Source organism: Pseudomonas sp. FEMGT703P, assembly GCF_002786345.1.
GTDB lineage: Bacteria > Pseudomonadota > Gammaproteobacteria > Pseudomonadales > Pseudomonadaceae > Aquipseudomonas > Aquipseudomonas peli.
Genome location: NZ_PGCM01000005.1, coordinates 965717 through 989641, shown reverse-complemented (window position 1 = coordinate 989641; position 23925 = coordinate 965717). Strand labels below are relative to the sequence as shown.

20 protein-coding genes are annotated in these 23925 nt (G+C 59.9%); 3 read left to right on the top strand and 17 right to left on the bottom strand.

Annotation, left to right across the window (positions count from 1 at the left end; translation table 11 throughout):
* Positions 1-53: 53 nt before the first annotated feature.
* Both mutS and fdxA read left to right on the top strand, forming a co-directional pair.
* Positions 54-2627, top strand: coding sequence for a DNA mismatch repair protein MutS (gene mutS, locus CUR33_RS08430; protein ID WP_289239291.1), 2574 nt, complete (start codon positions 54-56; stop codon positions 2625-2627).
* A 139-nt stretch (positions 2628-2766) separates the two neighbouring features.
* Positions 2767-3090 (top strand): ferredoxin FdxA, encoded by a 324-nt coding sequence (fdxA, locus tag CUR33_RS08425; protein ID WP_090248347.1) that lies wholly within the window; start codon positions 2767-2769, stop codon positions 3088-3090.
* A gap of 566 nt (positions 3091-3656) precedes the next feature.
* On the opposite strand, the gene rpoS is transcribed toward fdxA, so the two are convergent.
* The 9 genes from rpoS to CUR33_RS08380 form a co-directional block, all read right to left on the bottom strand.
* Positions 3657-4667: an RNA polymerase sigma factor RpoS gene (gene rpoS / locus CUR33_RS08420; RefSeq protein ID WP_167141665.1), complete on the bottom strand. Its 1011-nt coding sequence runs from the start codon at positions 4665-4667 to the stop codon at positions 3657-3659.
* Positions 4668-4772: 105 nt separating this feature from the next.
* Positions 4773-5627, bottom strand: coding sequence for a peptidoglycan DD-metalloendopeptidase family protein (locus CUR33_RS08415; protein WP_354000947.1), 855 nt, complete (start codon positions 5625-5627; stop codon positions 4773-4775).
* Between the two features lie 56 nt (positions 5628-5683).
* A complete protein-coding gene (locus tag CUR33_RS08410; RefSeq protein WP_167141668.1) occupies positions 5684-6622 on the bottom strand; it encodes a DUF368 domain-containing protein in 939 nt (312 codons plus the stop codon).
* A 22-nt stretch (positions 6623-6644) separates the two neighbouring features.
* Positions 6645-7280 (bottom strand): protein-L-isoaspartate(D-aspartate) O-methyltransferase, encoded by a 636-nt coding sequence (locus CUR33_RS08405; RefSeq protein ID WP_167144219.1) that lies wholly within the window; start codon positions 7278-7280, stop codon positions 6645-6647.
* Between the two features lie 41 nt (positions 7281-7321).
* On the bottom strand, positions 7322-8071 hold the full coding sequence (surE, locus tag CUR33_RS08400) for a 5'/3'-nucleotidase SurE (protein WP_170049631.1): 750 nt from the start codon (positions 8069-8071) through the stop codon (positions 7322-7324).
* Positions 8059-9117, bottom strand: a complete 1059-nt coding sequence (gene truD, locus CUR33_RS08395; protein ID WP_289239289.1) for a tRNA pseudouridine(13) synthase TruD — start codon at positions 9115-9117, stop codon at positions 8059-8061. Before truD ends, surE begins: the two co-directional genes overlap by 13 nt.
* Positions 9114-9587: a 2-C-methyl-D-erythritol 2,4-cyclodiphosphate synthase gene (gene ispF / locus CUR33_RS08390; protein WP_289239288.1), complete on the bottom strand. Its 474-nt coding sequence runs from the start codon at positions 9585-9587 to the stop codon at positions 9114-9116. Before ispF ends, truD begins: the two co-directional genes overlap by 4 nt.
* A 100-nt stretch (positions 9588-9687) precedes the next feature.
* A complete protein-coding gene (gene fghA, locus CUR33_RS08385; protein ID WP_170049634.1) occupies positions 9688-10533 on the bottom strand; it encodes an S-formylglutathione hydrolase in 846 nt (281 codons plus the stop codon).
* Positions 10534-10573: 40 nt separating this feature from the next.
* Positions 10574-11686, bottom strand: coding sequence for an S-(hydroxymethyl)glutathione dehydrogenase/class III alcohol dehydrogenase (locus CUR33_RS08380; RefSeq protein WP_090248360.1), 1113 nt, complete (start codon positions 11684-11686; stop codon positions 10574-10576).
* Positions 11687-11811: 125 nt separating this feature from the next.
* Here CUR33_RS08380 and CUR33_RS08375 point away from each other — a divergent pair, with 125 nt between their 5' ends.
* Positions 11812-12699 (top strand): LysR family transcriptional regulator, encoded by an 888-nt coding sequence (locus tag CUR33_RS08375; RefSeq protein ID WP_289239287.1) that lies wholly within the window; start codon positions 11812-11814, stop codon positions 12697-12699.
* Here CUR33_RS08375 and ispD read toward each other — a convergent pair.
* The 8 genes from ispD to dnaE form a co-directional block, all read right to left on the bottom strand.
* On the bottom strand, positions 12696-13406 hold the full coding sequence (gene ispD / locus CUR33_RS08370; RefSeq protein WP_289239286.1) for a 2-C-methyl-D-erythritol 4-phosphate cytidylyltransferase: 711 nt from the start codon (positions 13404-13406) through the stop codon (positions 12696-12698). The two genes, CUR33_RS08375 and ispD, sit on opposite strands and share 4 nt — an antisense overlap.
* Positions 13403-13684, bottom strand: a complete 282-nt coding sequence (gene ftsB / locus CUR33_RS08365; protein ID WP_090248365.1) for a cell division protein FtsB — start codon at positions 13682-13684, stop codon at positions 13403-13405. The genes ispD and ftsB overlap by 4 nt, the downstream gene beginning before the upstream one ends.
* A gap of 65 nt (positions 13685-13749) precedes the next feature.
* Positions 13750-15039: a phosphopyruvate hydratase gene (gene eno / locus CUR33_RS08360; RefSeq protein WP_289239285.1), complete on the bottom strand. Its 1290-nt coding sequence runs from the start codon at positions 15037-15039 to the stop codon at positions 13750-13752.
* A 145-nt stretch (positions 15040-15184) separates the two neighbouring features.
* Entirely contained in the window at positions 15185-16030 is an 846-nt protein-coding gene (kdsA, locus tag CUR33_RS08355; RefSeq protein ID WP_090248368.1) for a 3-deoxy-8-phosphooctulonate synthase, read from the bottom strand.
* 4 nt (positions 16031-16034) lie between these two features.
* On the bottom strand, positions 16035-17666 hold the full coding sequence (locus tag CUR33_RS08350) for a CTP synthase (protein ID WP_090248370.1): 1632 nt from the start codon (positions 17664-17666) through the stop codon (positions 16035-16037).
* Between the two features lie 168 nt (positions 17667-17834).
* On the bottom strand, positions 17835-19151 hold the full coding sequence (tilS, locus tag CUR33_RS08345; RefSeq protein WP_289239284.1) for a tRNA lysidine(34) synthetase TilS: 1317 nt from the start codon (positions 19149-19151) through the stop codon (positions 17835-17837).
* Between the two features lie 60 nt (positions 19152-19211).
* Positions 19212-20162 carry an acetyl-CoA carboxylase carboxyltransferase subunit alpha gene (locus CUR33_RS08340; RefSeq protein WP_160085127.1) on the bottom strand — a complete coding sequence of 317 codons (951 nt, stop codon included), beginning with the start codon at positions 20160-20162 and terminating at the stop codon, positions 19212-19214.
* A gap of 168 nt (positions 20163-20330) precedes the next feature.
* Positions 20331-23852, bottom strand: coding sequence for a DNA polymerase III subunit alpha (gene dnaE, locus CUR33_RS08335; RefSeq protein ID WP_289239283.1), 3522 nt, complete (start codon positions 23850-23852; stop codon positions 20331-20333).
* Positions 23853-23925 lie beyond the last annotated feature (73 nt).

The following is a 23925-nucleotide window of genomic DNA, read 5'->3' as shown; positions in this document are numbered from 1 at the left end:
AGGCCGATACCGTACACTAGGCGCTTTTGCGATTCAGCCGGACAGTTAAAACGATGAGCCAAAGCGACCTCAGTTCTCACACGCCGATGATGCAGCAGTACTGGAAGCTGAAAAATCAGCACCCGGAACAGCTGATGTTTTACCGCATGGGCGACTTCTACGAGATCTTCTACGAGGACGCGAAAAAGGCCGCCAAGCTTCTGGATATCACCCTGACTGCGCGCGGCCAATCCGCCGGGCAGGCGATTCCCATGTGCGGGATTCCCTACCACTCGCTGGAGGGCTACCTGGCCAAGCTGGTCAAGCTGGGCGAGTCGGTGGTGATCTGCGAACAGATCGGCGACCCGGCAACCAGCAAAGGCCCGGTGGAACGCCAGGTGGTGCGCATCATCACCCCGGGCACCGTCAGCGACGAGGCGCTGCTTGATGAGCGCCGCGACAACCTGTTAGCCGCGGTGCTGGGCGATGAGCGCCTGTTCGGCCTGGCCGTGCTGGATATCACCAGCGGCCGCTTCAGCGTGCTGGAGATCAACGGCTGGGAAAACCTGCTGGCCGAACTGGAACGCCTGAATCCGGTTGAACTGCTGATTCCCGATGATTGGCCGCAAGGCTTGCCGGCGGAAAAGCGCCGTGGTGTACGCCGTCGTGCGCCCTGGGATTTCGAACGCGACACCGCACACAAAAGCCTGTGCCAGCAGTTCGGCACGCAGGACCTCAAGGGTTTTGGCTGCGAGAACCTGACCCTGGCCATCGGTGCGGCGGGTTGCCTGCTCGCCTACGCCAAAGAAACTCAGCGCACGGCCCTGCCCCACCTGCGCAGCCTGCGTCATGAGCGCTTGGACGATACGGTAATTCTCGATGGCGCCAGCCGCCGCAATCTGGAGCTGGACATCAACCTGGCGGGCGGGCGCGAGAACACCCTGCAATCGGTAGTCGACCGCTGCCAGACCGCCATGGGCAGTCGCCTGCTCAGCCGCTGGCTGAACCGTCCATTGCGTGACCAGGCCATTCTGGAAGCGCGCCAGGAATCGATTGCCTGCCTGCTGGAGCGCTACCGCTTCGAAACCCTGCAGCCGCAGCTGAAGGAAATCGGCGATCTGGAGCGCATCCTCGCCCGTATCGGCCTGCGCAATGCACGCCCGCGCGACCTGGCACGCCTGCGCGACGCGCTGGCCGCTCTGCCTACGCTGCAAATGGCCATGACCAATCTGGAAGCGCCGCACCTGAGCGAGCTGGCGGGCGTGGTCAGCACCTACCCAGAACTGGCCGACCTGCTGGCCCGGGCGATTATCGATAACCCGCCAGCGGTGATCCGCGATGGCGGTGTGCTGAAAACCGGCTACGACGCCGAGCTGGATGAGCTGCAATCGCTTAGCGAGAACGCCGGCCAGTACCTGATGGACCTGGAAACGCGCGAGAAAGCCCGCACCGGCCTGGCCAACCTCAAGGTCGGTTACAACCGTGTGCACGGCTACTTTATCGAGCTGCCGAGCAAGCAGGCCGAATCGGCGCCGGCTGACTATATCCGCCGGCAGACCCTGAAAGGCGCCGAGCGCTTTATCACGCCCGAACTGAAAGAGTTTGAGGACAAGGCGCTGTCAGCCAAGAGCCGCGCCCTGGCCCGCGAGAAGATGCTCTATGACGAGCTGCTGGAACGCCTGATCGGCCACCTCGGCCCACTGCAGGACAGCGCCGCCGCCCTGGCCGAGCTGGACGTATTGAGCAACCTGGCTGAACGTGCACTGAATCTGGATCTCAATCGCCCGCGCTTTGTTGACGAGCCGTGCATGCGTATCGATCAGGGTCGGCATCCGGTGGTCGAACAAGTACTGACCACACCCTTTGTGGCCAACGACCTGAGCCTGGACGATGACACGCGCATGCTGATCATCACCGGGCCGAACATGGGTGGTAAATCCACCTATATGCGCCAGACCGCATTGATCGTGCTGCTGGCGCATATCGGCAGCTTCGTACCGGCGAAAAGCTGCGAGCTGTCGCTGGTCGACCGCATCTTTACCCGTATCGGCTCAAGTGATGACCTAGCCGGTGGCCGCTCGACCTTTATGGTGGAGATGAGTGAGACCGCTAATATTCTGCATAACGCCAGCGAGCGCAGCCTGGTGTTGATGGATGAAGTGGGCCGCGGTACCAGCACCTTCGACGGCCTGTCGCTGGCCTGGGCGGCTGCCGAACAACTGGCCAAGCTGCGCGCCTATACGCTGTTCGCCACCCACTATTTCGAGCTGACCGTGCTGCCGGAAAGCCAGCCAATCGTGGCCAACGTGCATCTGAATGCCACCGAGCACAATGAGCGCATCGTGTTCCTCCACCACGTGCTGCCTGGCCCTGCCAGTCAAAGCTATGGTTTGGCGGTAGCGCAACTGGCGGGTGTACCGAATGAGGTGATCCTGCGTGCCCGCGAGCACCTGGCGCGCCTGGAAACCACCAGCCTGCCCCATGAACTGCCGCCGACGCCGCCAGGTCAGACGGCGGCTCCGATGCAGAGCGATATGTTCGCCAGCCTGCCGCACCCGCTGCAGGAGGAATTACGCAAGATCAACCCGGATGATCTGACTCCGCGCAAAGCGCTGGAACTGTTATATACATGGAAGACACGCTTCTAACGCTATTGCGCGCGAACTGTTAGAATCGCGCGCATTTTTATGACTGCCCGACTTAAAGCCTGAGCCGTGGCCATTACCCCTAGCCTGCTTAAAACCCGCATAGAACGGGGCAGGCTGGCGCCCGAGGAGAGAATCAGAAATGACCTTCGTCGTTACCGACAACTGCGTCAAATGCAAATACACCGACTGCGTAGAAGTCTGCCCGGTGGACTGCTTCTACGAAGGCCCGAACTTCCTGGTGATCCACCCGGACGAGTGCATCGATTGCGCACTCTGCGAGCCTGAGTGTCCTGCACAAGCCATCTTCTCCGAAGATGAGGTGCCGGAAGATCAGCAGGAATACATCGAACTGAACGCTGATCTGGCCGAAGTCTGGCCGAACATCACCGAGAAGAAAGAGTCCCTGCCGGACGCTGAAGAGTGGGATGGCGTGAAGGACAAGCTGCAGTACCTGGAGCGCTAGTATTTAGCTGCGCTGGCTACACAAAAAACCCGCCTTGCGCGGGTTTTTACTTTTCTGCAGACCCAGAATCGCCTGGAGCAAGGCCGAAAAGTGATCTGCAAACAATGGACACACAAAACGCGGACAAAAAAAGGGGCGGCTCGCGCCGCCCACTCTTTTGTCCCTAGTCCCTGTATTTCCCAGCTCATCATCCTGATGAATCGCTTCCTACGATGTCCTGATTGTCTTCCTGACAACCTGTGCTTGTCCCTGAGCACAGGTGTAATACTAGCGATTTCCGCCTTCCTAACAAGCGCTTAAAACCCCATTCAAATGGTCTTTAGCCTTCGCCAATAAAATTAAATATTGTTTAAAAACAATAATTTAAAATAAAACAGAGCACTTCGCCGGCCGCCTTGCGCACCAATGGCTTACGCACCCTGTAAGCAATGGCTTACACAAGCACTCACAAAACTCGCCAGGAATATCTTCTGGCGACATCCATGCCGCTCACTAGAGAGTGGCGGCCGTGGAACACAGGCACAAAAAACCCGGCCAAGGCCGGGTTGAGTGTTAACGCATCAAGCTCACTGGAAAAGTGAATCGCTCGACAGACCGTTCTTCTCCAGAATTTCCCGCAGACGCTTGAGTGCTTCGACCTGAATCTGCCGAACGCGCTCACGAGTCAGGCCGATTTCCTGGCCAACCTCTTCCAGAGTGCAGCTTTCATGGCCGCGTAAGCCGAAGCGGCGAATCACCACCTCACGCTGCTTGTCGGTCAGTTCGGACAGCCACTGATCGATGCTTTGCGACAGATCATCATCCTGCAGCAACTCGCAGGGATCGGTCGGACGATCATCGGTCAGGGTATCGAGCAGGGTTTTATCCGAGTCCTGGCCCAGTGAAACATCCACCGAGGAAACACGCTCATTCAGGCCGAGCATGCGTTTAACTTCACCCACCGGTTTTTCCAGCAGGTTGGCAATTTCTTCTGCCGAAGGCTCATGGTCGAGCTTCTGGGTCAATTCTCGAGCAGCACGTAGGTAGACGTTGAGTTCTTTGACCACATGAATAGGCAAACGGATGGTACGGGTCTGATTCATGATCGCCCGTTCGATGGTCTGGCGGATCCACCAGGTGGCATAAGTCGAGAAACGGAAACCACGCTCAGGGTCGAATTTCTCTACCGCACGGATCAAACCGAGGTTGCCCTCTTCAATCAGATCCAGCAGGGATAAACCCCGATTGACGTAACGGCGAGCGATCTTCACGACCAGGCGCAGGTTGCTTTCAATCATGCGCTTGCGGCCGGCAGGGTCGCCCTTCTGCGCCAAGCGCGCGAAGAACACTTCTTCTTCAGGGGTCAGGAGAGGGGAAAAGCCGATTTCGTTGAGGTACAGCTGAGTGGCATCAAGCGCGCGGGTGTAATCAATGTACTTATGCTGCTTGCTGCTAGCTGTGGATGCTTTTGCTTTGCTGCGGGAAAGTGGCGGTAGCGCTTCTTCGTCTGAATCATCGTCAAGGACAATAGCGGGCTCCATCAGGAGCACTTCATCATCGACGTCAAACTCCGGCGCTTCTTTTTTATTGAGAGCCATTTTTGTTATTCCTTGCTGAGTTCGACAGCAAGCCCTAGCGCGACCAAATCCCTGGTTACACCAAAGCCTGTCCCTCCCACGTGGTGGAGACAGGCTAGCGCTAGATCAACGTCGCGGCAGGTATTGCAGCGGGTCGACAGGTTTACCTTGGCGGCGTACTTCAAAGTGAAGTTTCACCCGGTCGGTTCCTGTGGAACCCATTTCGGCAATTTTCTGCCCGGCTTTGACCTTTTGCCCCTCCTGCACCAACAGCCTGCGGTTGTGGCCGTAGGCGCTTACGTAGGTATCGCTATGTTTGATGATCACTAATTCGCCGTAGCCCCGTAAACCACTCCCGGCGTAGACCACTGAACCATCAGACGCAGCTAAAACAGGCTGGCCCAATTCTCCGGCGATATCAATGCCTTTATTCAAACTGCCGTTTGAGGAAAACCGCCCGATAACGGCCCCATTGGAAGGCCACAGCCAGCCCGATGCAGAGCGCTGCGTAGGCGGTAACGCAGTGACGGCCGGGGTGGTTTTCACTGGAGCTGGCGGCTGGGTCTGCACGGGCCGGGTCTGAATGGGTGTGCTCGGGCGACCGGACGGAGTGCTAACCACGGGAGCCGTAGCTACCACGGGCGGGCGACTGGCAGGCTGGCCATCAAAGCGAATGATCTGGCCAACCCGGATCAGGTAAGGCGGCGCAATGCCATTGCGTGCAGCGAGCGCCTTCCAATCCCAGCCGAAGCGGAAAGCAATCGAGTACAGCGTATCGCCACGTTGCACCTGATACTGGCCACTGCTGACCGGCTGACGCTGCGGTGCCTGACTGGCGCCGCCATGGGCACGGTCAACCACCTTGACGCCACCCGGTGGCGGGCTCGCACAGGCGCTAAGCAGCGCACTGAGGACAAGGCCACTCAACAGGGCACGAGCACTGCTGGCGCGAATCGGCAATTGAATGGCTGTGAAACTCACATGCATCTCCCTCGGGTAAAACTGCTTACATCTTGCTGGCATGCATTGTGCCGCAATTATGGGTTATCACCAGCGCTTTGCGGACTGCGCCCAGCCAACCACTCCAAGCCCAGCACCAGCAGGATGCCGGCAATGGCCAGGGCAATCGCCAAGAGCAACTGCGGGTCCTGGCCGCTGATCTCGGCAAACTGCGCAGGCCAGAGATTGGCTTGCAGCAACGGCACCTGTTCACCATGGCTATCGGTACGCCAGGTCAGGGTTTCCTTCCAGGGCCAGATCTTGTTCAGCGAGCCGATCATCAGCCCAGTGAGAAACGCCAGCGTCAGGTCACGCCAGCGCGCCAGCAGCCAACGCAGAATCCCGGCAAAACTGACAATCCCCACCAGACAACCGCTGGCAAAGATCAGCAGCACAGTAATATCCAGTCCTTTAACCGCCGTCAGCACAAAGCTGTACAAGCCAAGCAGCACCAGAATAAAGCTGCCGGAAATCCCGGGCAGAATCATCGCGCAGATGGCAATAGCGCCCGCGAAGAACAGGCTCAGCGGGTCATGCCCCCACTGCAGTGGCGAAGCTACGGTAATCCAGTAGGCGAATGCCGCTCCTAGCACCAGACTGACAACCCGCGTCCAGTTCCAACGCTGGACTTCGCGTACCACTAGGTGCGTGGAAACCAGAATCAAACCGAAGAAGAACGACCAGACCGGGATCGGCTGCTCATCCAGCAGGTAGGTGATCAAGCGCGCGAGGCTCAGGACACTGGTCATGATGCCCAGCAGCAGCACCAGCAAAAATGTCGCATTGGCAGCCTTCCAGGCCTCGACGATACGCCCGCGCAGAAATAGCCCTAGCGCTACCGGCACGCTGGCAATCGAGCGCAGCAGCTCGTCATAGATCCCGGTAATAAAAGCCACGGTGCCGCCGGATACCCCGGGCACTACGTCGGCAGCGCCCATGGCAATGCCTTTGGCGTAGAGCAGGAAATACTTCTTCATGAGTTCATCCGTAAACAATGAATCAGGCCAGGGGCCCATTGAGCAGGGGCACAAAGCGCACCGCATCCAGCACATGCCGGGAGAAGCCGTCTTCTTCACGGACAATCAGCAACAATTCCTGCACATCGCCTGCACCGACGGGAATCACCAGACGCCCGCCCGGAGCCAGCTGATCGAGCAATGCCTGCGGCACATTGGCCGCCGCTGCGGTGACGATGATGCCGTTGTAAGGGCCCAGTGCGTTCCAACCTTCCCAGCCGTCGCCCCAGCGAAATACCACATTGCGCAGATTGAGCTGAGCCAGACGCTCCTTGGCTTTTTCCTGCAGGCTCTGAATGCGCTCGACGCTAAACACCCGCTCCACCAGCTGCGCCAGAATCGCAGTCTGATAGCCTGAGCCGGTGCCGATCTCCAGCACCTTGTCCAGCGGACCGGCCGCCAGCAGCAGCTCGCTCATGCGCGCGACCATATAGGGCTGCGAGATGGTCTGGTTGTTGCCGATTGGCAAGGCGGTGTCTTCATAGGCGCGATGGGCCAGGGCTTCATCGACAAACAGATGACGCGGCGTTCGGCGAATGGTTTCCAGCACATGGGCGTTGGACAGCCCTTCCTCGTACAGCCGCTGAATCAGCCGCTCGCGGGTACGCTGCGAGGTCATGCCGATGCCGCGGTGGTGCAGCTCGTCCTGTTCCCGGCGGATCACAGCAGCCCCTCCAACCAGGGCTGCAGGCTGTTGAAGCCATCAGCAAAAGTACGGTCCAGCTGCAGCGGGGTGACCGAGACATACCCTTGCATCACCGCATGGAAATCCGTACCGGGGCCGCCATCTTCCGCATCACCGGCCACCGAGATCCAATAGCCTTCCTTGCCGCGCGGATTGACCACCTTCACCGGTGCTGCCGCACGAGCACGATGGCCCAGGCGGGTCAGCTGAATGCCGCGGATATGCTCCAGCGGCAGATTGGGGATATTCACGTTGAGTACAGTGCGCGGCGGCAAATCGAGTTGCTCGTGTGCTTCGACCAGCTTGCGCGCGAAATAGGCAGCGGTCGGCAGGTTGTCCGGCATGCGCGAAAGTAGGGAAAAGGCAAACGCCGGACGGGCCAGAAAGCGCCCTTCCAGGGCCGCAGCAACGGTGCCGGAATACAACACGTCATCGCCGAGATTGGCGCCCAGGTTGATGCCTGACACCACCAGATCCGCCACATGCGGCAACAGGCCGTTAAGACCCAGGTGTACACAATCGGTCGGTGTGCCATTGAGGCTGATATAGCCATTGGGCAGCGTAGTCGGGTGCAGAGGACGGTCGAGGGTCAGCGAGCTGCTCGCGCCACTCTTGTCCTGATCAGGGGCAATCACCGTGCACTCGGCATAGTCGGCAAGCGCCGCATGCAGCGCAGCAAGGCCTGGCGCAGCAACGCCGTCATCATTGGAAATCAGAATACGCATGGGTTGTCCGTCTGCCCTGCAGGCAACAGATCGACGAGCTCACGCACCAAGACGGTGGCGAAGCATCCAGCCGGCAGGACGAATTCCAGTTGCAGAATGTCAGGCTCGAGATAATGCCACGACAGGCCGCCAATGGGGAGGCGCAGGATACGCCGTTCGTGCGTCATGTCCGCTTCTGCCAACCAGTCGACCAGAACGCTTTCGCGTGCGGCCAGATCCTGCTCCAGCGCCTGCGCCACACCGCCGGCGCAGGAGACGCCTGCGCCCCACAACGGGCCCGTCGGATGCAGATCGAGAATCGCCAGGCGCGGATCGCTGCACTCCGCCTCGCCGGCAGCAAAGAAGCTGCGGCTGTCGGTAAAGGCCAGCAGATCACCGAGCAACGCCTGATTCCAGGTGCCGGCTGCTACTCGCTCGGCCAGGACCTGATTGAACAGGTAACTGCGCGCCGCCGAGAGTACACGCGAGCGCACATTGCGCTTCTCCGGCAGGCTCTTGTTCGCCGCAAAATGCCGGGCATGGGCGACATTGCCGCCCTCATGGCCGAAGCGCTGCAAGCCGTAATAATTGGGAATGCCCTGAGCGGCGATTTGCGTCAGACGTTGATCCAGCGCCGCGCGATCCGCGACCAACTGAGTCAGGCGCAGGGTAAAGCCGTTGGCCGCATGCGCGCCGCGCTGCAGTTTGCGGGTATGCCGCACCTGCTTGAGGATGCTCAGGCTGGTATCTTCGGCGGCGCTCAGGTCGGGATCAAGCTTGCCCGGCAGGTGCAGACTGAACCACTGCCGGGTCAGGGCCTGACGATCCTTGAGGCCGGCATAGCTGATCAGCTTCAGCGGCACGCCAGCGGCGCGGGCGATGCGTTTGGCCGCTTCTTCGGTATTCAGCTCGCGCTTTTCTACCCAAAGCCAGAGGTGTTCACCCTCGCCGGCCAGGGGGATATCCAGCACTTCATCAACCTGAAAATCTTCCGCCACGGCCTTGAGCACCGCAGTGCCGCAGGGTTCGCCATAGGCGCGCGGGCCGAGCAGTTCGAGTTCGTTCATCGGGCGACCAACAGCGCAACGGCATGCACGGCGATGCCTTCTTCACGACCGGTAAAGCCAAGCTTCTCGGTGGTGGTGGCCTTGACGTTGACCTGATCCAGGCTCACCTGCAGATCCTCGGCAATCCGCGCACGCATGCTCTCGATATGCGGCGCCATCTTTGGCGCCTGGGCGACGATGGTGGCGTCGACATTACCGACTTGCCAGCCCTTGGCATGTACCAGACCGAGAACATGGCGCAGCAGCACGCGGCTGTCAGCGCCCTTGAAGGTCGGATCGGTGTCGGGGAAGTGTTTGCCGATATCGCCCAGCGCGGCCGCGCCGAGCAAGGCATCACTCAAGGCATGCAGCAGCACGTCGCCATCGGAATGGGCCAGCAGGCCGAACTTATGGGGAATCTGCACGCCACCCAGGGTAATAAAGGAACCCTCGGTAAAGCGGTGCACATCGTAGCCGTGGCCAATACGCATAAGAAACAACGCCCTGAAAAAGTCAGGGCGTGATTCTAACTGAAAGCTGCCTATAGGAGCCGGCTAGCTGGCGAACCAAACGTCGTCCGCCAGCGCCGGTTCAGCTCAGCAGCGCCTTGGCGTGATGACGCAGGTGGTCATCGATAAAGCTGGCGATAAAGTAGTAGCTGTGGTCGTAGCCCGGCTGCAGGCGCAGGGTCAGCGGATGTCCTGCAGCCTGCGCCGCGGCCTTGAGGGCATCCGGCTTGAGCTGGTTTTCCAGGAAATCATCACGATCACCCTGATCCACCAGAATTGGCAGCTTTTCCGTCGCCTCGGCCAGCAAGGCGCAAGCATCCCATTCGCGCCAGCGCGAGCGCTCGTCGCCCAGATAGCGCGAGAATGCCTTCTCACCCCAGGGGCAGTTGCTCGGATTACTGATTGGCGCAAACGCCGACAGCGACTGATAACGCCCCGGATTGCGCAGCGCGCAGACCAGCGCACCGTGGCCGCCCATGGAGTGGCCGCTGATACCGCGCTTGTCGGATACCGGGAAGTTCGCCTCGATCAGCGCCGGCAGCTCCTGCACCACGTAGTCGTACATACGGTAATGCCGCGCCCAGGGCTCCTGGGTGGCGTTCAGGTAGAAACCGGCGCCGAGGCCGAAGTCCCAGGCTTTGTCCGGATCATCCGGCACATCGGCGCCGCGCGGGCTGGTATCCGGCGCGACGATGATCATCCCCAGCTCGGCCGCCAACTTGTGCGCGCCGGCCTTCTGCATAAAGTTCTCATCGGTACAGGTCAGCCCGCTCAGCCAATACAGCACTGGCAGCTTGCCGCCCTGCTCTGCCTGCGGCGGCAGGTACACGGCAAACACCATGTCGCAGCCCAGCACCGCTGAACGATGCCGGTAACGCTTATGCCAGCCGCCGGCACTCTTCTGGCAGGAAATATTTTCCAAGGTCATAGGGCCTCCATTGGGCGGCCGTGAAAGCCGCCCGACGCAATCAGAAGTGGATAACGGTGCGGATGCTCTTGCCTTCATGCATCAAGTCAAAGGCCTTGTTGATGTCTTCCAGCGGCATGTTGTGGGTGATAAAGGTGTCCAGCGGGATTTCGCCTTTCTGCGCCTTTTCCACATAGCTCGGCAACTCGGTACGGCCTTTGACGCCGCCGAACGCCGAACCGCGCCAGACGCGGCCGGTCACCAGCTGGAAAGGACGGGTGCTGATTTCCTGGCCGGCACCGGCCACGCCGATAATCACCGACTCACCCCAGCCCTTGTGCGCGCATTCCAGCGCAGCGCGCATCAGTTGCACATTGCCGACGCATTCGAAGGAATAGTCCACGCCGCCGTCGGTCATCTCGACGATGACCTCCTGAATTGGCTTGGCGAAATCTTTCGGGTTAACGAAATCAGTCGCGCCCAGCTCACGGGCTACCTCGAACTTGGCCGGGTTGATATCGATGGCGATGATGCGCGAAGCCTTGGCCATCTTCGCGCCGATGATGGCCGCGAGACCGATACCACCAAGGCCGAAGATCGCCACGGTGGCGCCCTCTTCCACTTTGGCGGTGTTGAGCACGGCACCGATGCCGGTGGTCACGCCACAGCCGAGCAGGCAGACCTTCTCCAGCGGCGCTTCCTTGGGGATCACCGCTAGGGAGACTTCCGGCAACACGGTGTATTCGGAGAAGGTCGAGCAGCCCATGTAGTGGTAGATCGGCTCTCCGTTGTAGCTGAAGCGGCTGGTGCCATCCGGCATCAAGCCCTTGCCCTGAGTGGCGCGTACCGAGCTACACAGATTGGTTTTGCCGGATTTGCAGAATTTGCAGGCGCGGCATTCGGCGGTGTACAGCGGAATCACGTGATCACCCACCTTGACCGAGGTCACGCCCTCACCGATCGCCTCAACGATGCCGCCGCCTTCATGACCAAGAATCGCCGGGAATACCCCTTCGGAATCTTCGCCCGACAGGGTGTAAGCATCGGTATGACACACGCCGGTGGCGACAATACGCACCAGCACTTCACCGGCCTTGGGCGGCGCCACGTCGACTTCGACAATTTGCAGCGGCTGATTGGGGGCAAAGGCTACGGCAGCACGGGACTTGATCATGATCGCTCTCCAGCGGATTCAACGGTGGCGCAGAGTGTAGATCAGTGATGCAGATAGACAATCCAACAAAAAACAAAACATTCTTGCTATACAGGGATAATCAAACCGTACCAAGGACATGCACCATGAATCGCTGGGAAGGCCTCGATGAATTTGTCGCCGTAGCCGAATGTGGCCAGTTCACCGCTGCGGCCGAACGCCTGAGCCTGTCGTCATCCCAGGTCAGCCGACAAATCGCCCGCCTGGAAGAGCGTCTGCAAACCCGCCTGTTCTACCGCAGCACCCGCCGCGTGGCACTGACCGAGGCTGGGCAGACGTTCTTGCAACATTGCCAACGACTGCAGGATGCCCGCGAGGAAGCCCTGCGCGCCGTGGGCGACCTGGGCAGCGAGCCCAAAGGCCTGCTGCGTATGACCTGCGCGGTGGCCTACGGCGAGCGCTTTATCGTGCCGCTGGTCACCGACTTTATGCTGCAGCATTCGCAATTGCGGGTGGATATCGAACTGAGCAACCGCACCCTCGACCTGCTGCATGACGGCCTCGACCTGGCCATCCGCCTGGGTCGCCTACAGGACTCGCGCCTGGTGGCCACCCGCCTGGCACCAAGGCAGATGTACCTGTGCGCCGCACCCGAGTACCTGCAGCGCTACGGGCGCCCGCATTCGCTGTCAGAATTGGCGCGGCACAACTGCCTGATCGGCAGTTCGGATCTCTGGAGTTTTCAGGCCAGCGGCCGCGATTCCAGCCTGCGGGTACAGGGCAACTGGCGTTGCAACAGTGGCCAGGCGGTGCTGGAAGCCGCGCTGCGCGGCCTGGGTCTGTGCCAACTGCCAGACTATTACGTGCTGGAACATTTGCGCAGCGGCGCGCTGGTCTCGTTGCTGGATAACCAGCAACCACCGGACACTGCGGTGTGGGCGCTCTATCCACAGCAACGCCACCTGTCACCCAAGGTGCGTCAGCTAGTCGAGTTTCTTAAACAGGGGTTAGCGCAACGCAGCGAGTATCGCTAGCTCTTCAGGTGCCAAAGGCTGGCCAAGCTGCGCAGATCTTCAGGACGAGTGACCTTGAGGTTGTCCGAGCGGCCTTCGATCAGGCGCGGTGCCTGTCCAGCCCATTCGATGGCCGATGCCTCGTCGGTAATGGCCACTCCAGCAATCAGCGCATCGGCCAGCGCACGTTGCAATTCGCCAAGACGGAACATCTGCGGGGTAAAGGCCTGCCAGATGGTCGAACGATCCACCGTAGCCTGCACCCGGCCATCGGCGCCAGCACGCTTGAGCGTATCGCGCGCCGGTACGGCCAACAGGCCACCCACCGGGTCATCAGCCAGCTCACTGAGCAGCAGATCCAGATCGCTGCGTGCTAGGTTGGGCCGCGCGGCATCATGCACCAGCACCCAATCCTGCTCTTGAGCACCCAGCTCGCTGAGGCGCAGCAGGCCGCTGAGTACCGAGTCGGCACGCTCGGCCCCACCATCGGCGCGCTGGATACGCGAATCACTGGCACAGCTCAGGGCCGGCCAGTAAGGATCGTCTACCGCCAGGCTAACCACTACCGCGCGCAACTGCGGATGATCGAGAAAGCACGCCAGGGTGTGTTCGATAATGCTTTTGCCGGCCAATTGCAGGTACTGCTTGGGCCGGTCGGCGCGCATCCGGCTGCCAATGCCAGCAGCGGGGATCAACGCCCAGAAAGGAGATAAATCTGAGGTATTCATTCAGCCAACTGATAGAGGGTTTCGCCCTCTTTAAGCATGCCCAGCTCGTGCCGCGCACGCTCTTCGACGGTTTCCATACCGCTTTTCAGCTCCAGCACTTCTGCCTCAAGAATCCGGTTGCGCTCCTGCAACTGCTGGTTTTCGCCCTGTTGATCGGCGATCTGCTGCTGCAACTGGGCCACCTGCGCCAGGCTGCCGTCGCCGACCCACAGGCGATACTGTAGACCTGCCAACACGGCAATCAACACGATAAATACCCAGTAAAAGTTATTGCGCATAGCGTAAAAAGCTTCCGAACGAAAAAGGGGCGACTCGCGCCGCCCCTCTTTTACCATGCCTGGGTTCAACCACGGAACTCGGCGCGGCCTTTGTAAGGTGCTTTGCCAGCCAGCTGCTCTTCGATACGCAGCAGTTGGTTGTACTTGGACACGCGGTCCGAGCGGCACAGCGAGCCGGTCTTGATCTGGCCAGCAGCAGTACCGACTGCCAGGTCAGCGATGGTGCTGTCTTCGGTTTCACCCGAACGGTGCGAGATCACGGCGGTGTAACCGGCAGCCTTGGCCATCTGGATGGCTTCCAGCGTCTCGGTCAGGGTGCCGATCTGGTTGAACTTGATCAGGATCGAGTTACCGATCGACTCGTCGATACCGCGCTTGAGTATCTTGGTGTTGGTTACAAACAGGTCGTCACCCACCAGCTGCACCTTCTTGCCGATCTTGTCGGTGAGGACTTTCCAGCCAGCCCAGTCGGACTCGTCCATGCCGTCTTCGATGGAGATGATCGGGTAACGTTCGGACAGACCGGCCAGGTAGTCGGCGAAACCTTCGGCATTGAAGACTTTACCTTCGCCAGCGAGGTCGTACTTGCCGTCCTTGAAGAACTCGCTTGAAGCGCAGTCCAGCGCCAGGGTGACATCGTCGCCCAATGTATAACCGGCATTGGCAACGGCTTCGGCGATAGCAGCCAGTGCGTCTTCGTTGGACGCCAGGTTCGGCGCAAAACCGCCTTCGTCACCAACCGAAGTGCTCAGACCACGGGCCTTCAGCACGGCTTTGAGGTGGTGGAAAATCTCGGTGCCCATGCGCAGCGCGTCGGCGAAGGTTTTCGCGCCTACCGGCTGAACCATGAATTCCTGGATATCGACGTTGTTATCGGCATGCTCGCCACCATTGATGATATTCATCATCGGCACCGGCATCGAGTAGACGCCCGGAGTGCCATTCAGGTCGGCGATGTGTGCGTACAGCGGCACGCCCTTGGCCTGAGCGGCAGCCTTGGCAGCGGCCAGGGATACGGCGAGGATGGCGTTGGCGCCCAAGGTGGCTTTGTTCTCGGTACCGTCGAGGGCAATCATCGCCAGGTCGAGGGCTTTCTGGTCAGTTGCATCTTTACCCAGCAGCAGGTCGCGGATCGGGCCATTGATGTTGGCCACGGCCTTCAGCACGCCCTTGCCCAGGTAACGGCTCTTGTCGCCATCACGCAATTCCAGCGCTTCACGCGAACCGGTGGAGGCACCGGACGGCGCGCAGGCGCTACCCATGATGCCGCCTTCGAGAATTACATCGGCTTCCACAGTAGGGTTACCACGGGAATCGAGAACCTCACGGCCTTTGATGTCGACGATCTTTGCCATTGCGTGTAGCACTCCAAAAAATTGACGAAAAGGGTAGTACCGAGTTGCACACTCATTGCACGCCGAAGGTTAACCCAGCGCACAACATGTACCGACTATTTAGTCAGATTGTATACAAACTGTACTTTACCGAAGATTTGCCGTTTCAGGCAGTCTCAATCGGCGCAAAACTCTTGATCAAATCATCCAGCTGCTTGAGCTGGGTGAGGAACGGCTCCAGCTTGTCCAGACGCAGGGCGCAAGGGCCGTCGCATTTGGCATTGTCCGGGTCCGGATGCGCTTCCAGGAACAGACCGGCCAGGCCTTGGCTCATGCCTGCCTTGGCCAGATCAGTGACCTGAGCACGACGGCCACCAGCGGAATCGGCGCGACCACCTGGCATTTGCAGGGCGTGGGTCACGTCGAAGAACACCGGGTAGTTCATCTGCTTCATAATGCCGAAGCCGAGCATGTCCACCACCAGGTTGTTGTAACCGAAGCTGGAACCACGTTCGCAGAGAATCAGCTGGTCATTACCGGCCTCTTCACACTTGGCCAGGATGTGCTTCATCTCCTGGGGTGCGAGGAACTGGGCTTTCTTGATATTGATCACCGCGCCGGTCTTGGCCATGGCCACGACCAGATCGGTCTGCCGCGAAAGAAATGCCGGCAACTGGATAATGTCGCAGACATCGGCCACAGGTTGCGCCTGATGCGGCTCATGCACGTCGGTGATCACCGGCACGCCGAAGGTCTTTTTGATTTCCTCGAAGACCTTCATGCCCTCTTCCAGGCCTGGGCCACGGAATGAGGTTACGGACGAGCGGTTGGCCTTGTCGAAGCTGGCCTTGAACACGTAGGGAATGCCGAGCTTTTCGGTAACCCGCACGTACTCTTCACAGGCGCGCATGGCCAGATCGCGGGATTCGATGACGTTGATCCCGCCGAACAGCACAAACGGCTTGTCGTTGGCGATTTCAATGTCGCCAACCTTGATGATTTTCTGCGCCATATCCCTAGGCCTTCTTGGCTTTTTGCGTCAGCGCGGCAGTGACAAAGCCACTGAACAGCGGGTGGCCATCGCGCGGAGTCGAAGTGAACTCCGGGTGGAACTGGCAAGCGACGAACCATGGATGATCCGGCGCTTCCACCACTTCAACCAAAGCGCCATCGCCTGAGCGACCGGTGACTTTGAGGCCCGCTTCGATCAACTGCGGCAGCAGGTTGTTGTTCACTTCATAGCGATGACGGTGACGCTCGACTATTACATCCTTGCCGTAGCAAGCGTGCACTTGCGAGCCAGACAGCAGCTGGCAGTCCTGTGCGCCCAAGCGCATGGTGCCGCCCAGGTCGGAGGCGTCTGTACGCTGCTCGGTCACGCCGGTCGCATCCTGCCATTCGGTGATCAGACCGACCACTGGATGCGTGCTGACGGTGTCGAATTCGGTGGAGTTTGCATCAGTCCAGCCCAAGACGTTGCGGGCGAACTCGATCACCGCCACCTGCATGCCGAGGCAGATGCCCAGGTAGGGAATCTTGTTCTCACGGGCGTACTGCACGGTCTTGATCTTGCCTTCCACCCCGCGCAGGCCGAAACCGCCCGGAACCAAAATGGCATCAACGCCTTCGAGCAGGTCGGTGCCTTTGTTCTCGATATCTTCGGAATCGATATAACGCAGATTGACCTTGGTACGATTCTGGATACCGGCATGGCTCATCGCTTCGATCAGCGATTTATAAGCATCCAACAGCTCCATATACTTGCCGACCATGGCGATAGTGACTTCGTGCTCCGGATTCAGCTTGGCATCGACGACACGGTCCCACTCGGACAGGTCGGCACCGTTGCACTCCAGACCGAAGCGCTCGACGACGAAATCATCCAGGCCCTGAGCATGCAGCACGCCTGGGATCTTGTAGATGGTGTCGACGTCTTCCAAGGAAATCACCGCACGCTCTTCAACGTTGGTGAACAGCGCGATCTTGCGGCGCGAGGAAATATCGATCGGGTGATCGGAACGGCAGATGAGCACGTCTGGCTGCAGGCCGATGGAGCGCAGCTCCTTCACCGAATGCTGGGTCGGCTTGGTCTTGGTTTCGCCAGCGGTGGCGATATACGGCACCAGAGTCAGGTGCATCAGCATGGCGCGCTTGGCACCGACTTCCACACGCAGCTGGCGAATCGCCTCAAGGAACGGCTGCGACTCGATATCGCCCACCGTGCCGCCGATTTCAACCATGGCCACGTCAGCATCGCCAGCACCCTTGATGATGCGGCGCTTGATCTCGTCGGTGATGTGCGGGATGACCTGGATGGTCGCGCCCAGGTAGTCACCCCGGCGCTCGCGGCGCAGCACGTCTTCGTAAACGCGACCAGTGGTGAAGTTGTTGTTCTGGGTCATGGTGGTGCGGATAAACCGCTCATAGTGGCCCAGGTCAAGGTCGGTCTCAGCGCCGTCGTGGGTGACGAACACCTCACCGTGCTGGAACGGGCTCATGGTGCCCGGATCGACGTTGATATAGGGATCCAGCTTGAGCATGGTGACCTTCAGGCCCCGCGCCTCCAGGATAGCCGCCAATGAAGCCGAGGCGATGCCTTTCCCCAATGAAGAAACAACACCACCCGTGACGAATATGTAGCGCGTCATGAAAAACCCTAGAAGTCTGCGTTTAAGCGGTCAATGCCGCCGGGGAAAGCGAAGGAATACCGAAGCGGCCAATTGCAATACACCGCAATTAGCTAGCCCTGCCGATTCCCAAAGGGAGTCAACAAAAGCTGTAGTAAGACGGGAGCGTAGTCTACCGGAAAGGGCTTATCAGCTCAAACCTTGATCATTCGTCGGTGGCTGCCAATGCAATTGCCAACTGCCATCGGCGGCGCCCTGCAGACCTGGCAGGTTGGCAATCGCCACAACCTGGTTATCCAGACGCAGCAACGGCAGGCGATCACGGACAAAAGCCGGTACGCGCAGCTCATTGAACAAGCGCTTGAGATCGCGATGCCCACGTCCCGGTAAAAGAAGCTGATCGCCGCCCTGCCGGTAACCCAACTGCCAGTTACCCGCAGGCAACTGACCGTCAATTCGCACACTGCCGTTAGCGGGCAATGTCACCTGCTGATTACCTTGCACCACCACATTGACCGGTACTGGAGAGCACAGCCAATCACCCGCCAACCACCACAGCCGCTCATCACTGCGACGCAACTCCCCTGCCGCCAGCTTCCAGATTGGCGCAGCATCCTGCGCGGCATCGCGCAGCGCCTGCCAGCCGGCCCAGTGCTCACTATCTGGCATCGCCGTCAGCGGGCGGAGCCAGTAACGCAGGGCATTGCGCTGACGCGGCTCACTCAGACTGCGCAGCGTAGGCAGTGCCAGATTTGGTAACCGCAGCCAGGCAAACTCGGCTGACACCCGCGCGGCGGCTATATCCTGCTGCGCCAATTCATCGAGCAACTGCGCGGACTCACTCAAGTGCGCGGCGCTACGAGCCATATTGGTAGCGGCTTGCGGCCAGCGACTGAGCAACACAGGCAACACCTGACGGCGCAGGTAATTGCGCGAGAAGCGCTCATCGGTATTGGACGGATCTTCAACCCAGGTCAGCTTGTGCTCACGTGCATAAGCCAACAGCTCATCGCGCGAGCAGTTGAGTAGCGGGCGAACCAGCTGCCCCCCCCCCAATGCACGACTCATCGGCATGGCCGACAAACCCTGCACGCCAGCACCGCGCAACAGGCGAAACAACAGGGTTTCAGCCTGATCATCACGATGCTGTGCAGTCAGCAGCAGTTCACCTGCGCCAAGACGCGCAGCAAAAGCCGCGTAACGGGCATCGCGTGCCGCACGCTCCAGACTGGCGCCTGGAGCAACCTGAACATATTCAACCTGCAACGGCACAGACAAAGCCGCGCACAGTTCACGGCAATGCGCCGGCCAGGCATCGGCCGCAGCCTGTAGGCCGTGATGAATATGAATGGCGGAAAGAGGCGGCAATGCCTCGCGTTGCGCGAGGCTGGCCAGCAGGTGCAACAGCACCGTGGAATCCAGCCCCCCGGACAAGGCTACACACCAGCCCGAGGCACTACGCCAGGGCTGCAGGGCATCACGCAAACGAATATGCACAGGAGTCATCGGCCAAGCTTAAAGCAACAACGGGCCCGAAGGCCCGTTGTATGCGCAGCTACCGAGCAATCAGGCAATTCCGTAGCTCATCAGACGCTCATAACGACGCTTGAGCAGCGCGTCGGTATCGAAGGTCTTGAGCATGGACAACTGCGTCAGCAAGGCCTGCCGCACCGACTCGGCGGCGGCAGCTGGGTCGCTGTGTGCGCCGCCAAGTGGTTCACCGATTACCTGGTCAACAATGCCCAGGCCTTTCAGGCGCTCGGCCGTAATACCCATGGCCTCGGCGGCATCTGGCGCCTTTTCTGCGGTCTTCCACAGAATCGAGGCGCAACCTTCCGGCGAGATCACCGAATAGGTGGAGTACTGCAGCATGTTCAGCTGATCGCATACGCCAATCGCCAAGGCACCACCGGAACCACCCTCACCGATTACAGTGGCGATGATCGGGGTTTTCAGGCGCGCCATAACGCGCAGGTTCCAGGCGATGGCTTCGCTCTGGTTGCGCTCTTCGGCGTCGATGCCTGGGTAGGCACCCGGGGTGTCGATAAAGGTCAGGATCGGCATCTTGAAACGTTCGGCCATTTCCATCAGGCGACACGCCTTGCGGTAGCCCTCCGGACGCGGCATGCCGAAGTTGCGGCGCACCTTTTCGCGAATCTCACGGCCTTTCTGGTGACCAATCACCATCACCGGCTCACCATCCAGGCGGGCAACGCCGCCCACCAGGGCCGCGTCGTCGGAGAAGTGGCGGTCGCCATGCAGCTCATCGAACTCGGTAAAGATGTGCTGCAGGTAATCCAAGGTGTAAGGACGGCGTGGGTGGCGCGCCAGCTGAGCGATCTGCCAGCTGCTCAGGTTGCCGAAAATGCTTTCGGTCAGCGAGCTGCTCTTGTCCTGCAGGCGGGCGATTTCATCGTTGATGTTCAACGAGTTGTCGTTACCGACCAGGCGAAGCTCTTCGATCTTGGCTTGCAGGTCGGCGATCGGCTGTTCGAAATCGAGAAAATTCGGGTTCATAGTCATCCGTCTTGCGTCGACGGCCAAGTGGCCGGGAGCTGTATCCGTTATCGCGCCCTACCTTATAGCAGCAGGCGCATTCAGGTCGACACCCGGTTCTGTACGAAAGCCTTCAATACAGAACCCGCTGGGTATCACGACCGACCAGCGAAGCCTGAGCTTCGCAAATCAGCGGTAGTGCAAAAAGACGTTGTCGCGACCGAACTGGTCACGCAATGCCTGAATCAGACTGTCAGCCGGCTCAATGCGCCAGCCTTCGCCAAACTGCAATTGCGCCTTGGCGTCGCTGCCGCTGTAGTCGACGGTGATCGGGCAGGCGCCGCGATGACGGCCGCACAAGTCGGCCAACCAACGCAGACGATCACCCTGCAAGGCGCTGCTGGCGACCTTCAGGCGCAGGCTGTCGGCCAGGCCGGTACGCGCCTCTTCCAAGCTCATCACCCGCTTGGCGCGCAGGCGTAGGCCACCGGAAAAGTCGTCATTGCTCACCTCGCCTTCGACCACCACCAGGGCGTCGGTCTGTAACAAGGCTTGAGCACTGTTAAAAGCTTCGGCAAACAGAGAGGCCTCGATACGCCCGGAACGGTCATCGAGGGTGATAAAGCCCATCTTGTCGCCCTTCTTGTTCTTCATCACCCGCAGGTTGACCACCAGACCGGCAATCGTCTGATCGCCGCGTGCGGCTTTGAGGTCGACGATGCGCTGGCGGGCAAACCGCCGCACTTCGCCTTCGTACTCATCAATCGGGTGACCGGTCAGGTACAGGCCCAGGGTGTCTTTCTCACCTTTGAGGCGCTCTTTCAGCGTCAGTTCGCGAGCCCGTAGATGATTGAGATAGACATCCGCCTCGGCATCGGCAAACACCCCGCCGAACAGGTCCATATGCCCGCTCTCGGCGCTGCGCGCGGTCTGTTCGGCGGCCTGCACGGCCTCCTCCATCGCGCCTAGCAATACCGCACGATTGCGGTCGATATTGGCCTTGTAGGCTTTCAATTCTTCATGGAAGTGCGGCCCCAGACGATCCAGCGCACCGCTGCGAATCAGCGCCTCAAGGGTGCGCTTGTTGATGCGTTTGAGGTCGACCCGCGAGCAGAAGTCGAACAGGTCCTTGAACGGTCCGTCCTGACGCGCCTCGACAATGGCCTCCACCGGCCCCTCGCCGACGCCCTTGATCGCGCCCAGGCCGTAAACGATCCAGCCTTCGTTGTTAACCGTGAACTTGAACTCGGAGATGTTCACATCCGGCGCATCGAGGCGCAGCTTCATGCTGCGGCACTCCTCGATCAGGGTGACCACCTTGTCGGTGTTGTGCATATCCGCCGACAACACCGCCGCCATAAAGGCCGCCGAGTGGTGCGCCTTAAGCCAGGCCGTCTGGTACGAGAGCAAGCCATAAGCCGCGGAGTGAGATTTGTTGAAACCGTAACCGGCGAACTTCTCCACCAGATCGAAGATGTTACCCGCCAGGTTCGCATCGATCCCATTGTTTGCGCAGCCTTCGATAAAGCCGCCGCGTTGTTTGGCCATCTCCTCGGGCTTTTTCTTACCCATAGCGCGGCGCAGCATGTCTGCACCGCCGAGGGTGTAGCCGGCCATGACCTGAGCGATCTGCATCACCTGTTCCTGGTACAGGATGATGCCGTAGGTCGGCTTGAGCACCGGCTCCAGACCCGCGTATTGATAGTCCTGATGCGGGTAGGAAATCGGCTCGCGACCGTGCTTACGGTTGATAAAGTCATCCACCATGCCCGACTGCAACGGCCCCGGACGGAACAGGGCCACCAGAGCGATCATGTCTTCCAGACAGTCCGGCTTGAGCTTTTTGATCAGCTCCTTCATGCCGCGTGATTCAAGCTGGAACACCGCAGTGGTCTCGGCCTTCTGCAGCATGCTGAACGTCGGCTTGTCATCCAACGGGATAAAGTCGATATTCAGATCAGGCAAGCCCTTCTTGGCCTGCTCGCGGTTGATGGTCTCCATTGCCCACTTGATGATGGTCAGGGTACGCAGACCGAGGAAGTCGAACTTCACCAGGCCCGCGGACTCCACGTCGTCCTTATCGAACTGAGTGACCAGGCCGCCACCCTCGTCATCGCAGGCAATCGGCGAGAAGTCGGTAAGTTTGGTCGGCGCGATAACCACGCCGCCCGCGTGCTTACCGGTACCACGACAGATGCCTTCGAGCTTGAGCGACATTTCCCAGATTTCACGGGCGTCTTCGTCGACCTTGAGGAAGTCGCGCAGCGGCTCCTCCATCTCGTAGGCCTTTTCCAGAGTCATGCCGACTTCGAAAGGAATCATCTTCGACAGGCGGTCGGCCAGGCCATAGGACTTGCCCTGCGCCCGCGCCACGTCGCGCACCACCGCCTTGGCCGCCATGGTGCCAAAGGTGATGATCTGGCTCACCGCATTACGGCCGTACTTCTCGGCCACGTAATCGATTACCCGGTCGCGACCATCCATGCAGAAGTCGACGTCGAAGTCGGGCATGGAAACCCGTTCCGGGTTGAGGAAACGTTCAAACAGCAGGTCATAGGCCAGCGGGTCGAGGTCGGTGATCTTCTGTACGTAGGCCACCAGCGAACCGGCACCCGACCCACGGCCTGGGCCCACCGGCACGCCGTTGTTCTTCGCCCACTTGATAAAGTCCATTACGATCAGGAAGTAACCGGGGAAGCCCATCTGGATGATGATATCCAGCTCGAAATTCAGCCGGTCGATGTAGACCTGACGCTTCTCTTCGTAATTGGGTGTGGTTTCCTTTGGCCAGAGCACAGCCAGGCGTTCCTCCAAGCCCTCAAACGAGACCTGGCGAAAGTATTCGTCCATGGTCAGCCCGGCCGGCACCGGGAAATCTGGCAGGAAGTATTTCCCCAGCTGCACTTCGATATTGCAGCGCTTGGCGATCTCGATGGTGTTTTCCAGCGCTTCCGGCAAGTCACTGAACAGCTCGGCCATTTCCTCCGGACTTTTTAGATACTGCTGATCGGAATAAGTGCGCAGACGGCGCGGGTCATCCAGGCTGCGGCCTTCGCCAATGCACACGCGGGTTTCGTGGGCGGCGAAATCGTCCTGCTTGATAAAGCGCACATCGTTGGTCGCCACTAGCGGCGCGCCGACCTTGTCAGCCAGGGCCACCGCAGCGTGCAGATGTTCTTCGTCGTTGACCCGATTGGTGCGCTGCACTTCCAAGTAGAAACGCTCGGGGAACACCTCCATCCACTCGCGCAGTAAGGCTTCAGCCGCCGCTGGCTCACCATCGAGCAAGGCATGGCCGACTTCGCCTTCTTTTGCACCAGAGAGCGCAATAAGGCCTTCGGCCGCTTCCTTGACCCAGTCACGCTGGATGATCACCAGGTCATTGCTCTGCCCTTCGCTCCAGCCGCGCGAGACCAGTTCAGTGAGGTTGCGATAGCCCTTGGCATCCATCGCCAGCAGGGTCATGCGGCTCAGCGGACCATCTTCATCGGCACTGGCCAGCCAGATATCGGCGCCGCAGATCGGCTTGATGCCGCCGCCCATGGCCGCCTTATAGAACTTCACCAACGAGCACATATTGCTCATATCGGTAACCGCTACCGCCGGCATTCCCGCTGCCGCCACCGATTTGATCAGTGGCTTGACCCGCACCAGCCCATCGACTAGGGAAAACTCGGTGTGCAAACGCAGGTGGACGAACGAAGGGGTCATGGCAGTCCTATACAAAACGCAAAAACGACAAGGCAGGGATTGTACAACCGCAGCAGCGCGCGACAAGCGCTAC